This is a genomic window from Streptomyces yokosukanensis, assembly GCF_001514035.1.
Lineage (GTDB): Bacteria > Actinomycetota > Actinomycetes > Streptomycetales > Streptomycetaceae > Streptomyces > Streptomyces yokosukanensis.
Genome location: NZ_KQ948226.1, coordinates 125193 through 137591, shown reverse-complemented (window position 1 = coordinate 137591; position 12399 = coordinate 125193). Strand labels below are relative to the sequence as shown.

Below are 12399 nucleotides of genomic sequence, written 5' to 3'. Positions count from 1 at the left end.
CGAGGCTACGGACAGCTGGGTGACCTGGCGGAAGAAGGCGCGTGATCGGCGCTCTTCGGACCACTGTCGGGAGCCCAATGGGGAGGGGGGAACGGTCCGAGAGGAGGCTGTGTCAGTACCCGACCGATCACTAGCATTCATGAGCGATCGCTCGGCGTACCGCTGGCAATCACCACATGCCCGTCGCAGCGGCGGCGGGTGCAGGGCGCACCCACGTCCGGAAGGGCAGGCATGCAAACAACGGAAGCCAAGGTCCCGCCGTTACTGCTCGCGGTGCTCATCTCCCTGAGTGTCGGCGGACTGATGTCCTCGGACATCAACCTCCCCGGACTGCACCAGACCGCCCACGCCCTCGGCAGCTCCGTCTCCTCTGTCCAAGCGACGTTCAGCCCCTACCTCGTGGGGCTCCTGGTGGCTCAGCTGCTCTACGGACCCTGGTCCGACGCCGTCGGTCGGCGCCGCCTTGTCATCGGTGGCTTCTCGCTCTACGCCGCGGCCTCGCTGGCCTGCGCGCTGTCGCCGAACATCGCGGTCTTCGCCGCGGCCCGGCTGCTCCAGGCGCTGGGCGCGGGCGCGGGCCTCGTACTGGCCCGGGCCATCGTCGGCGATCTGTACGGGCAGCAGACCGCGGCCCGGGTCTTCACCACGATCATGCCGGTGGTCGGCGCATCGCCGGCCGTCTCACCGCTCATGGGCGGTTATCTGACCACGTACCTGTCATGGCGCGCCCCCTTCTTCCTGACGGCAGCGATCGCACTGGTCACCGTCCTCGCCGTGGTCCTCAAAGTGCCCGAGTCGCTGCCCCGGCAACGGCGCGCACCGCGGCTGCGTACGACGGTGGGGAACTATCGGAAGCTGCTGCTGAGCCCCAAGTTCTGGGGCTACGGGCTCAACCTCGGCGTGGGGTACGCGGTGTACACCGGCTATCTGGTCGCCTCCCCGGTGATCTTCCAGCGTCTGGGCATGAGCACCGAGGTCAACGGATACTGCTACATCAGCATCGCTGCCGCCTACATCTCGGGAAACCTCATATCGCGCCGCCTGGTCACACGGCACTCGATCGACCGGTTGCTGGCCCGGGGCCATCTGATCTTCTCCAGCGGTGCGCTGCTCCTGCTCGCCGTGGGGCTGACCGGTCCGCACACCCCCTGGCCGTTGCTGATCCTCATGACCGTCGTGACCATAGGCAACGGCTTTCTCTTCCCGATGTCCGTGACCGGCGGGGTGACCTCGTTCCCCACGATGGCGGGAGCGGCCTCCGGCCTGCTGGGGGCGGTGCAGATGGCCGGCGGCAGCCTGTCGTCGCTTCTGGTGAGCAGAATCCCGTCCGACACCCGGTCGTTCGCGATTCTGGTGGCCGTCTTCGCGCTGATCGGCATCACCGCGTTCCACAGCCTGCGGGCTGTCGCAAACCGTTCCGCCACCGCGTCCGGCGTGCCGCGGGCGACGACACCTGTCGCACCCGGGGCATCCGCAACTCCGAACGAAGAATGAGGAGAAACACCGATGGGCCAGGTCTCCCGCCGTCTGCAAGAACTGGGGCTGACGCTTCCACCTCTGCTGCCGAAGCTGGCGAACTATGTGCCGACGAAGACGGTTGGCGAACTCGTCTTCGTATCCGGCCACGGACCCCTCAACCCGGACGGATCGGTGAAGTACCGGGGTCGTCTCGGGGCGGACTTCACCGTGGACGAGGGCAAGGAAGCTGCCCGCCTGGTCACGTTGAACATCCTCTCGGCCCTCCAGGCCGAACTCGGTGACCTGGACCGGATACGGGAGTTCGTCAAACTTCTGGTCATGGTGCAGTCCGCCCCCGAGTTCCAGGAACAGCACGTGGTCGCGGAAGGCGCCTCCGATCTCCTCGTCGACGTCTTCGGCCCCGAACGTGGCTCTCACGCCCGATCCGCTGTCGGAATGATCAGCTTGCCGTTCGGTATCGCGGTCGAAATCGAGGCCGTCGTACGCATCGCTCCCTGACCGCCTCAGACCCGCTACCTACGCCGCGGGCCCAGAGAGGGCCCGCGGCGTAGGTAGCGGGTCGCACGCTGTCCGACTCGACGTTGCTCAGCGCTGCTTGTGGAACCAGGCAGTAGAAGTACGGCAACTCGACACCACCCCTTCCTCGGGAAGCGGCACAGGGGTGCGCGGTCTCCGGGATCCTGTTCAACCATGAGTCCCCGCGGCGGGGCGCCGAGTTCGTCACTCGGAAGATCTCCCTGGCGGTCGCGCAGATCAAGCTCGGGCTTGTAGGACAAGCTCAGCCTCGGCAACCTAGACGCCGTACGCGACTGGGGGATTCGCCGGTGGCTCGGAGCGGCCCCGGTAGCGGTACCGGACGGTCGTCGCGGGCGGTACGAGGCTGACCCGGCCGGGTCGGATGATGTGGGGCGTGCCGTCGACGGTGAGGTCGGTCTCGTACCGGTACAGGTGCAGCTGCCACAGGTCGGGCAGGCGGAAGACGTCGGTGTGCCCGGCCGGGCCGTGGATGCCGACACCGACGTTCGCCACGACCGGCGGCTCGTCCAGGCACACCACGGCCTCAAGCACGGTGAAAATCTACCAGCGGTGGTGAGCCGGGCCCACGCGCCGGACGCGATGCCTTCCCTAGCGTGGTGCACATGACGACAACCAGAGAGCATCTGCTCAGCTCGGTGCGGATGGCGCACTTCGTCGCCCACGGATCTCTGCGCCTGGACGCCGTGGTGCCTTCGGAGTTGAACACCGAGGCCATGGAGGTGTTCGGCGCAGGCATTCCTGCGGTGCCGTACGGCACGCCGGTCACCAAGGCCTGTCCCGAGGGTTCCTTCATGCGCCGGCTCGTCGACCTGCCCGAGGTCGCGGGCGCGTTGCACAGTCTCGTCGGCCCCGATCCGAACATCGACCACCACTTCGTACACGTCCGGGAGCCGCACGAGGGCCGGGCACAGCCGCTGCACGCGGACGCGATCATCGACGCACGGACCGACGCGTTCGACGTGCAGTTCATGTACTACCCGCAGGATGTGACGCTGGAGATGGGCGGCACACTGAGCGTGCCCGGCAGCCATCTGACCTGGCGGAACCGGGCGTGGCGTCGGAACTGAACACCGTCTTCCCCTGGTACGAGCCGGCGACCGGCCGTCTGGAGCTGTACAACCGCGTCCTGCTGTGGCGGGCGCTGACCGGCGACGCGGACTTCGACCTGGACCACTGGGTCACCCGCGTCTCGAACCGACCGCAGGAGGTGCCCGCATGACCGCGATCAACCCCGCCCCCACCCCGACCGCCAGCAACTTCTGGTGCTGTACCTGGGCACGTCCGCACTGGACTCCGACGTCATCGGCTGGGCACTCTACGACGGTACCGGCCGCACATGCCCCACCACGGGCGACAGCGACGAACCTCCCTACGCGACGGGCGTGGCCGCCCTGCGCGACGGCTGGCGCCTGATCCAGGCGTCCCAGCTGATCCCGCCGTATCCGGGGCACGAGTACGACGTGTCGTTTCTGAAACACGAGTTCTTCTTCGAGAAGTTCGTCGACCTCCAGAACGTCTGACGGCTCCCGCGCCGGACGGTTCGTGGCCGGACCGGCCGGGTCTTCGGGGGTGTCAGCCATCCACGCACCGCGCGCTCCTGGGCGACGATGCCGCGGGCCCACCAGGCCACAGAGGGCAACGCCAGAACGGCCGGTGGTAGCTGCGGGTCGACATCCTCGCGCAACTCTTCCGGACAAGGCTTGGGCACAGCGGCATCCATCCCACCCGCCCTACAGGGCAAGCCAGTTCAGCGCGCCCGACCCCGCGCCTTGAGCGGCACCGCCGGCAGCTCCGGCGCAGGCAGCGGATCCCCGTCGTACCCCTTCACTTCCCCAAATCTCGACCCGCTCATCCAGTCCTTCCGGGCCTGCTCGATCTCGGCCTGGGTGCGTCCGACGAAGTTCCACCACATGATCAGCTCCTCGGCGAACGGCTCGCCGCCCAGCAGCATGATCCCGGCGTCCGACTCGGCGCGCAGCGGCAGTTCGGACCGTCCGCAGCCGAGGTAGAGCATCGAGCCGGGCAGTACGGGTACACCGTCCACACGGACCTCGCCCGACATGGCCAGTACGCCGTACTCGAAGTCGGGCTCCAGCGGCAGCCGTACGTCGGCGCCCCGGGTCAGGGCCAGGTCGGCGCCGACGATCGGGGTGAACGTCGTACCGGGTGAGGCGGAGCCGTCGAGGTCGCCGAGGATCACCGTGGCCGTCAGGCCGGGCGCGGTGACCGTGGGCAGGTCCGGGTGGTACTCGAACATCGGGTCGGTGTGGCGGTGTTCGTCGGGCAGCGCGACCCACAGCTGGGCGCCGTGCAGCAGGCGCGCGTGCGGACGCGGGCTCTCCTCGGAGTGGCTGATCGCGCGACCGGAGGTCATCAGGCCGAGTTGCCTGGGACCGATCGTCTGCAGGCTGCCGGTCGAGTCGCGGTGCAGCACCTCGCCCTCGTGCAGCCAGCTGACCGTCTGCAGCCCGATGTGCGGATGCGGCGGGACCTGCATGCCGGGCTCGTCGGCGATGTCGTCCGGGCCGTAGTGGTCGACGAAGGCCCACGCGCCGATCATGCGACGGCCGAGGTTGGGCAGCAGCCGGCGCACCTCGGTCGACTCGCCCAGCTTCACCTGGCGGGGGCTCAGCAGTTCGCGGACGGGCTCGGCCACGACGAATCCGCGGCCGCCGCAGACACTGGGCACGGGCGCGCGGTCTAGGTTGCTCATGGCGCCCAACTTAGCGGGGCGGACAGGCTACCGGTGAGTGCGGAAACGCCGATTTTCCTCGGGTAGGTCAATCAACCGACGTACATGCGGGGACCACGGCCTTCGGCACGACACGGCTGCCCTCGGAGGACGGAGTCAAGGTGGTCATGGCCGACGGCTCCGGCGCCGATACCGGGACGTACGTCCTCATCGCCGCCGCCCGCAGGCCATCACCGTCGCCGTCGGCACCCACCTCGAACTGCGGCCCGGCGCCCGGGTGCGCGGCACCGTTCGAGGGGCGGCCGGACCGCTCGGCGGCGACCGGGCGTACGCCTTCTCGGACCTGCGCGGATGTCGGCCACCACGACGTCGAACTCACCCACCCGGGCGCGTGGTTCGGGCCCGCCCGCCCCCTCGGGAAACGGCCGGCTCAGGGCTGCGGCGCGTACGGGGACGGCTCCGCCGTGGACGACGGCACCGCGCTCGGCACCGGGGTCGGCGTGCCGATCGTCGGGCGCGGGGGACGGGCCGGCTCGGCCGGTCGGTCCGGGCGGCCGCGCACCGTGAAGAACACCAGCGCGGCCACCGCGGCCAGGGCGAGCACGCCGACCACGGCCCGGCGCAGCACCAGCCGCCGGGGCCGTGCCGCTTCCGTCGGCGGGCGCAGGGGCCGCAGGTCGGCGGGCCCGACGGAGTGCGCCCGGGCGGCCAGCGCGGCTCGCAGCCGCTCTTCCAGCAGCGCTTCTTCGATCCCCGTGCCGGACCCGTTCATCGCAGTCCTTCCAGACGTCGGCCGAGCGCGTCCAGGGCCCGGCTGGCCGTGGACTTGACGGCACCGCGCGACAGACCGAGCGTCTCGGCGATCTCGGCCTCGCTCAGATGCGACCAGTAGCGCAGCACCAGCACCTCCCGCTGCCGCCGGGTCAGTGTGCGCAACGCCGCCAGCACCTCCCGATGGTCCTCGTGCAGCAGCACGTCCTCCTCCGGGGCGGGCGCGTGCTGCTCGGGCGCGGGGGTGTGCGCCCGTACGGTCCTTCGCCGGCGCAGCACCGAGCGGGCCCCGTTGACCACGCTGGTCCGCAGATACGCCTCCGGGTCGTCGAGCGAGTCGAGCCGGTGACCGTGGCGGCGCCAGAGCGCGGTGAAGGCGTCCTGGACGACGTCCTCGGCCGTGGGCAGGTCGTCCACCAGCAGCACCGCCAGCCGGACCAGCGAGAGCCGGCGGTGGTGGTACAACTCCTCGATCCGGGGCGGCTGTTCGGGTGCCGTGAGGGCGACCGCGCCGGACCCGGCGCCGGCACCGGGAGCGGCCGGATCGGGGGAGCTGTGCGTGCGGGCACGGGCGAGGACACGGGTGCGCAGCGCGCGGGTGACGCGCCGCCAGGGCGCGGGGCGCCGCTCGCTGCCGGCCACCCGGCCCCAGGGCAGGGCCGCCGCCGGTGGTGGTGCTGTCGTCATGGGTCTCCCGGAGCCGGAAGCGGGGCGTCGCCGAGCGACGGCCCGCTTCCGACCCCTGACTCGGGGGTGGTGCCGGGTGGTGCTGCTCAGCCGTGCCGCGGAACCGGAACCGGCGCGGGCGTGGCGGGACCGTGGTGCGCGAGATGCCCGGCCCGCGCCGGTGCGGGTGCGGGCTGCGGGGCCGCGTGCGCGGGCGTCGACGGTACGGGGCTCGGTGTCGCACGCGTCGGGGCAGGTACCGGCACCGGTGTGGCCGGCACGGGCCGCGGGGTGGCAGGCACGGGTGACGGGGTCGCCGTACGAACGGGCGAGGGGACGGGTGACGGGGTCGCCGTACGGACCGGCGAGGGGACGGGTGACGGGGTCGCGTGGCTGCCGCTCTGGGCCGCCTCGGCGGTCATGGTGCCGGCGAGCGCCAGGGCCGCGCCCACGGCGGAGACCCCCAGGACGGCACGGAGCCGGCGGCCACGGCTGGGGCGGAATGCACGGTGTATGGACATGGGTTCCTTCGGTCGTTCGGGGTCGGACATCTGCTCGAAGTGGAGGCCTCCACCCCGACAGACGTCCGACCCCGCCCGAGGTTGCAGGCGACGACCGAAGAATTTTCCGCGCCCGCCGGGCCGGTCAGCCCAGCTTCTTCAGCAGTGCCTCGGCGACCGGGCCCGCGGAGGCCGGGTTCTGGCCGGTGATCAGGCCGCGGTCGGTCACCACGTGCGCCGCCCACGGCTCGCCCGCCCGGATGTCCACGCCCGCCTCGGTCAGCCGGTCCTCGAGCAGCCACTCGGCCCGCTCGGCGAATCCGGCCTGGCCCTCCTCCACGTTGGTGAACGCGGTCGCCCGGTAGCCGGCGAAGGCGTTCGTGCCGTCGGGGCGGACCGCGGCGAGCAGCGCGGCCGGCCCATGGCAGACGATGGCCAGCGGCTTGCCCGAGTCGAGGGCCGCGACGAGCAGCCGGCCCGAGTCGGCGTCCACGGCGAGGTCCTCCATCGGGCCGTGCCCGCCGGGGTAGAACACGGCGGCGAAGTCGGCGAGGTCCACCTCGGCGAGCTTGACCGGAGTGCGCAGTTCGGTCATCTCCCGCAGACCGCGCTCGACCGCCTCGACGTTCTCCTGGCCGCCGTTGACCTCGGGGGCCAGGCTCGCCCGGTCGACCTGCGGCACCACACCGCCCGGCGTGGCGACCACGATCTCGTGACCGGCGGCCTTCAGGGCGCGGTACGGGACCACGGCCTCGTCGGCCCAGAAGCCGGTCGGGTGCGCGGTGCCGTCGGCGAGCGTCCAGTGGTCGGCACCGGTCAGCACGAAGAGGATCTTGGACATGGGTTCCTTCTCCCGGAAGCTGGGGTATCCGCCATCGAACGTAGGTGAAGCGCACCTTGGGCGACCGGTGAAACGCCGAATGCCTGTACGGGTTGCCCGGTGTGCGAACGGGGCGCCAGCTGCCGGAGGGCACCGCGCGCCGACGTCATCCCTCGAACGCGGTCGCCCCCTCCTCCGCGAACGCGACGGCGTCCGGGTGGCCGAACAGACCGGGCAGTCCGCCGGTGTGGACGAAGACCGTCCGCTCGCCCGGACGGATGTCGCCGTCGGCGACCGCCGCGCGCAGCCCGGCCAGGGCACGGCCGGTGTACACGGGGTCGAGGACGAGCCCCTCGGCGCGGGCGGCGAGCCGCAGCGCCTCGGACGCCGGGCCGGTCAGCGTCGCGTACCCGGCGCCCACCTGGTCCCGGCGCACCCGCAGCCCCTCGGCCGTGACCTGCTGCGTCGTGAGCGGCGCCGCGAACTCCACCACGGCGGCGGCCGGATCGGCCAGGGCGCCCACGTCGACGCCGAGCACCGCGTCGGTGCCGAGCGCTGCGACCAGTCCGGCCATGGTGCCGCCCGAGCCGAGCGCGACCACCACCGTCCGCAACCGGGGCACCTGCTCGTCCAGTTCCTCGCCGCAGCGCACATATCCCCGGGCGCCCGGCACGCCCGAACCGCCGAACGGGATCAGTGCGGGCCGGGCACCGCCCGCCCGCAGCCGCCCGCACACCTCGGCCGCGGCGGCGTCCAGCCCCGCCCGGTCCACGTCGCCCGCCCAGGCGAGCCGCGCCCCGAACAGCCCGTCCAGCGCGAGGTTCCCGGACCGGGAGGTGCCCGGGGCGCCGCGCAGCACGAGGACGGCGGACAGGCCCAGCCGGGCCGCCGCGGCGGCGGTCAGCCGGGCGTGGTTGCTCTGCGGGGCGCCCGTGGTCACCAGGGTGTCCGCGCCCTCGGCGAGCGCCGCGCCGACCGTCCACTCCAGCTTGCGGATCTTGTTCCCGCCGCCGCCCGGACCGGTCAGGTCGTCCCGCTTGATCCACAGGTCCTCGGGACCGAGCCCGAGCGCGGCGGCCAGCCTGGGCGCCGGTTCGACGGGGGTGGGGAAGGTGCCGAGCGAGACGGGGGAGCAGCCCATGGCGTACGTCCTTCGGTGCGGGTCGCGGTCGTTCCAGGTCAGTCGATCACACCGGCAGCAGCCGGGCGATCAGCGCGCCGAGCTGACGGGCCGTACGGCACTCGTGCATCTCGACCAGGCCGGCGTAGTCGGGCGCCGCCGAGTCGCCGGTGCCCCACTGCCCGCGCGGTTCGGGGTTCAGCCAGTACACGCGGCGGGCCCGCCGGGCGACCTCGCGCACGGCGGCCAGGTTCGGGTCGCTCATGTTCGTCCGGGCGTCCCCGAGGACGAACACCGTCGTGCGCGGGCCCACCGCGTCGCCGTAGCGCTCGGCGAACTCGCCCAGCGCGACGCCGTAGTCGCTGCTGCCGTGCCAGCCGGTGAGCGTGGCCTCGGCGCGGATCCGGGCGCTCAGCCCGTCGGGGTCGGCGCGCCCGTGGTCGAGCAGGCCGGTCACCTCGTCCAACCGGTTGACGAAGGCGAACACCCGGATCTTGCTGAACTGGTCGTGCAGCGCCTGCACCAGGAGCATCGTGAAGTCCGAGAAGCCGGACACCGAGCCGGACACGTCGCACAGCAGCACCAGTTCGGGACGGACCGGGCGGCGTCGGCGCAGCACCGGGCGCATCGGCACGCCACCCGTGGACAGCGAGGAGCGCAGTGTGCGGCGCAGATCGACGGTGCCGCGCGCGGCACGGCGCCGGCGCGCGGCCAGCCGGGTGGCCAGCTTCCGGGCGAGCGGTTGAACCGCCCTGCGCAGCTCGGCCAGTTGGTCCCGGCCCGCGAACAGGAAGTCCACCCGGTCCGCGGTCGGTACGACCCCGCGCCGGGCGATCTCCTCGCGCCCGCGCCGCTCGGCGACCCTGCGCCGCGCCTCCGTCCCGACCATCCGCCGGAACGCCTCGATTCGGCGCCGGATCTCGTCGTCCAGCAGCCGGTCCGCGAAGCCCTCCCCGCCGCCGTCCCGGCCCCGCACGTCCGCCCGCACCCGCGCCAACAGGGTCTGCGGACGCAGCCGGTCCAGTGTCTGGTACGCCGACCAGCCGTCCGCGCCCGGTGAACTGCCGTATCCGCCCAGGCCGTCGACCGCCTCCGCCGCCAACCGGGCCAGCAGCGCGCCGTCGTCGGCCGCGAGGGCCTCGGCCAGCCGCTCGCGCAGCGCCTCGCGGCCGGCGCGCTCGCCGTCCGGGCCGCCGACCCCGCGCGGGAAGTACAGGTCGAAGACCGGATCGAACACCGCCCGCTGGCCCGCGCCGTGCAGCAGCGTCGCCGCCAGCCCCTCGCGCAGCCGCTCCCGGTCCGCGAGCCCCAGCGCCTCCACCGCACGCGCGGCGTCCACGCTCTCGCCGGTGCCGATCCGCACCCCGTGCGCGCGCAGCGCCCCGACCAGCCCGGTGATCCGCTCGGCGACAGCGGTCACAGCGCGTCCAGGTCGAGCTTGGCCGCCGCCTTCTGGATGTCGTCCTGATGCTTGAGGATCACCCCGAGGCTGTCCCGTACGACGGTCTCGTCCAGGGTGTCGGCGCCGAGCGCCAGCAGGGTGTGCGCCCAGTCGACGGTCTCGGCGACGGACGGCGCCTTGCGCAGGTCCATCGCGCGCAGCGCCCCGACGACCCGGACCACCGACTCGGTCAGCGCGGCGCCGAGGCCCGGCACCTTGAGCCCGACGATCCGCCGCTCCAGTTCCTCCTCGGGGAAGCCGATGTGCAGGAACAGGCAGCGGCGGCGCAGCGCCTCGGACAGCTCCCGGCCGGCGTTGGAGGTGAGGACGACGAACGGGCGGCGGGTCGCGGTGACCGTGCCCAGCTCCGGGACCGTGATCTGGAAGTCGCTGAGCACCTCCAGCAGCAGTCCCTCCATCTCGATGTCGGCCTTGTCCGTCTCGTCGATCAGCAGCACCGTCGGCTCGTCGCCGCGGATGGCGGTCAGCAGCGGGCGGGGAAGCAGGAACTCCTCGCTGAAGATGTCGGTGCGGGTCTCGTCCCAGCTCTCGTCGCGGCCGGCGCTGATCCGCAGCAGCTGCTTGGCGTGGTTCCACTCGTACAGCGCGCGGGACTCGTCCACGCCCTCGTAGCACTGCAGCCGTACCAGCCGGGCCCCGGCCATCTGGGCGACCGCCTTGGCCAGCTCGGTCTTGCCGACCCCGGCGGGGCCCTCGACCAGCAGCGGCTTTCCCAGCCGGCCGGCGAGGAACACGGTCGTGGCGACGGCGGGCGAGGCGAGGTAGCCGGTCTCGGCGAGGCGGGCGGAGACGTCGTCGACGGACGTGAACAACGGGGCCTCCGGCGGGTCGGGAGCGGATGTCCGATCTCCTATCTAAGCGCTTGTTCAGCCTCTCTGTCACGTGATTACACCGATCGGTTTCCCCATCGGGCGCGCCGAGGTAACCTCGCCGTATGCCCACCACCGACAAGGCGTCCTCCCGCGACCGGCTGCTCGGCGCCGCCGCCCGGCTCACCTACCGTGACGGCGTCGGCGTCGGCATCGAGGCGCTGTGCCGGGAGGCGGGCGTCTCCAAGCGGTCCATGTACCAGCTCTTCGACGGCAAGGACGCGATGCTGGCCGCGAGCCTGGAGCAGCGGATTCCGCGGTACGAGGCCCTCCTCGCGCACCCCGAAGCGGAGCACGCCACCCCGCGCGAGCGCATCCTGCACGTCTTCGAGCAGATGACGAAGGCCGCCGCGGACGCCGACTACCGCGGCTGCCCCTACCTGGCCGTCCTGGTCGAGCTGAAGGACCCCGAGCACCCGGCGAGCGTGGTGGCGCGCGGGGTCAAGGAGCGCCTGACCGAGACCTTCCGCGCCGAGGCGGAGCGCGGCGGCGCCCAGGATCCCCACCTGCTCGCCCGCCAGCTCGTGCTGGTCTTCGACGGCGCCAGCGCCCGGGCCGGCGCGCAGGTGGAACACCTGGACGACGGACTGGCCACGACCACGGTGACGGCGCTGCTGGACGCGGCCGGGATGGAGTAGCCACGCCGAAGCGGCGCGCCGCCATGCCCCGTACGGGCCAGCACAACGCGCCGACCGGCTTCCGCGGCCGGTCCAATGAAACCGTGACCGCGCCCCCGGACGACTGCCTCGCGCGCAACGAATGGATCTGCGGCGCTTATCTGAGCAGCCGCCGCCAGATCCTGCTCGACGCGGTCGTCCAGCACCTCCAGCTCACCGCGCTGTCGGTCCTCATCGGCCTCGTCATCGCCCTGCCGCTCGCGGTGCTGGCCCGCCGCTGGGGCTGGGCGGCCGGCCCGGTCCTCGCCCTGACGACGATCCTCTACACCATCCCGTCCCTGGCGATGTTCTCCCTGCTCCTGCCCCTGTACGGCCTCTCGGCCGCGCTCGTCGTCGCCGGTCTCGTGCTGTACTCGCTCACCCTGCTCGTCCGGAACGTGCTCGCGGGCCTGCGCGCCGTCCCCGAGGAGACCCGGCAGGCCGCGCGCGGCCTCGGCTACGGCCCGATCCGCCTGCTGCTCACCGTGGAACTGCCCCTCGCCCTGCCCGCCGCGATGGCCGGGCTGCGCATCGCCACCGTCTCCGCGGTCTCCCTGGTCACGGTCGGCGCGATCGTCGGCTTCGGCGGCCTCGGAAACCTCATCTACGCGGGCATGAACACCTACTTCAAGGCCCAGGTGCTCACCGCGTCCGTGCTGTGCGTGCTGATCGCCGTCGCCGCCGACCTGCTCCTGCTGGGTGTGCAATGGCTGATCACGCCGTGGACCAGGGCGGGGCGCGCACGTGTGCCGCCCCGGCGGGGCCGGGCGCGCGGCACGGCCGTGGAGACGAAGGCGGGCCGGGCATGAGCGGTCACCGGCGCCGGG

At 72.5% G+C, this 12399-nt stretch carries 12 protein-coding genes and 3 pseudogenes; 7 read left to right on the top strand and 8 right to left on the bottom strand.

Features of this window, described 5'->3' with window-relative positions:
- Positions 1 to 231: 231 nt before the first annotated feature.
- From AQI95_RS37265 to AQI95_RS45545, 3 genes and pseudogenes are all read left to right on the top strand, one after another.
- Positions 232 to 1494 carry a multidrug effflux MFS transporter gene (locus tag AQI95_RS37265; protein ID WP_067134711.1) on the top strand — a complete coding sequence of 421 codons (1263 nt, stop codon included), beginning with the start codon at positions 232 to 234 and terminating at the stop codon, positions 1492 to 1494.
- Positions 1495 to 1506: 12 nt separating this feature from the next.
- Positions 1507 to 1977 carry a RidA family protein gene (locus tag AQI95_RS37260; protein ID WP_067134710.1) on the top strand — a complete coding sequence of 157 codons (471 nt, stop codon included), beginning with the start codon at positions 1507 to 1509 and terminating at the stop codon, positions 1975 to 1977.
- A gap of 164 nt (positions 1978 to 2141) precedes the next feature.
- Positions 2142 to 2295, top strand: a pseudogene (locus AQI95_RS45545) (GDP-mannose 4,6-dehydratase); the annotation flags it as partial.
- Between the two features lie 12 nt (positions 2296 to 2307).
- Here AQI95_RS45545 and AQI95_RS37255 read toward each other — a convergent pair.
- Positions 2308 to 2547: pseudogene (locus tag AQI95_RS37255) on the bottom strand (AraC family transcriptional regulator); the annotation flags it as partial.
- A gap of 71 nt (positions 2548 to 2618) precedes the next feature.
- Here AQI95_RS37255 and AQI95_RS37250 point away from each other — a divergent pair.
- Positions 2619 to 3235: pseudogene (locus tag AQI95_RS37250) on the top strand (phytanoyl-CoA dioxygenase family protein).
- Positions 3236 to 3278: 43 nt separating this feature from the next.
- Positions 3279 to 3536: a hypothetical protein gene (locus tag AQI95_RS37245; RefSeq protein WP_341849494.1), complete on the top strand. Its 258-nt coding sequence runs from the start codon at positions 3279 to 3281 to the stop codon at positions 3534 to 3536.
- A 227-nt stretch (positions 3537 to 3763) separates the two neighbouring features.
- Here the strand turns inward: AQI95_RS37245 and AQI95_RS37240 are convergent, their stop codons facing one another.
- From AQI95_RS37240 to AQI95_RS37210, 7 genes are all read right to left on the bottom strand, one after another.
- Positions 3764 to 4729 (bottom strand): pirin family protein, encoded by a 966-nt coding sequence (locus tag AQI95_RS37240; protein ID WP_067134705.1) that lies wholly within the window; start codon positions 4727 to 4729, stop codon positions 3764 to 3766.
- A gap of 409 nt (positions 4730 to 5138) precedes the next feature.
- The gene (locus AQI95_RS37235; protein ID WP_067134703.1) at positions 5139 to 5480 is read right to left on the bottom strand and encodes a hypothetical protein; all 342 of its coding nucleotides are present in this window, start codon (positions 5478 to 5480) and stop codon (positions 5139 to 5141) included.
- Positions 5477 to 6166: an RNA polymerase sigma factor gene (locus AQI95_RS37230; protein WP_067134701.1), complete on the bottom strand. Its 690-nt coding sequence runs from the start codon at positions 6164 to 6166 to the stop codon at positions 5477 to 5479. The genes AQI95_RS37235 and AQI95_RS37230 overlap by 4 nt, the downstream gene beginning before the upstream one ends.
- Positions 6167 to 6790: 624 nt before the next feature.
- On the bottom strand, positions 6791 to 7486 hold the full coding sequence (locus AQI95_RS37225) for a type 1 glutamine amidotransferase domain-containing protein (RefSeq protein ID WP_067134698.1): 696 nt from the start codon (positions 7484 to 7486) through the stop codon (positions 6791 to 6793).
- Between the two features lie 145 nt (positions 7487 to 7631).
- A complete protein-coding gene (locus AQI95_RS37220; protein WP_067134696.1) occupies positions 7632 to 8606 on the bottom strand; it encodes a pyridoxal-phosphate dependent enzyme in 975 nt (324 codons plus the stop codon).
- 46 nt (positions 8607 to 8652) lie between these two features.
- Entirely contained in the window at positions 8653 to 10005 is a 1353-nt protein-coding gene (locus tag AQI95_RS37215; protein WP_067134693.1) for a VWA domain-containing protein, read from the bottom strand.
- Positions 10002 to 10859 carry an AAA family ATPase gene (locus AQI95_RS37210; protein WP_067134692.1) on the bottom strand — a complete coding sequence of 286 codons (858 nt, stop codon included), beginning with the start codon at positions 10857 to 10859 and terminating at the stop codon, positions 10002 to 10004. Before AQI95_RS37210 ends, AQI95_RS37215 begins: the two co-directional genes overlap by 4 nt.
- 122 nt (positions 10860 to 10981) lie before the next feature.
- Between AQI95_RS37210 and AQI95_RS37205 the strand changes: the two genes are divergently transcribed.
- Both AQI95_RS37205 and AQI95_RS37200 read left to right on the top strand, forming a co-directional pair.
- Complete coding sequence (locus tag AQI95_RS37205; protein WP_067134691.1) at positions 10982 to 11554, top strand: TetR/AcrR family transcriptional regulator; 573 nt, start codon at positions 10982 to 10984, stop codon at positions 11552 to 11554.
- 83 nt (positions 11555 to 11637) lie between these two features.
- Positions 11638 to 12381 carry an ABC transporter permease gene (locus AQI95_RS37200; RefSeq protein ID WP_079071781.1) on the top strand — a complete coding sequence of 248 codons (744 nt, stop codon included), beginning with the start codon at positions 11638 to 11640 and terminating at the stop codon, positions 12379 to 12381.
- Positions 12382 to 12399 lie beyond the last annotated feature (18 nt).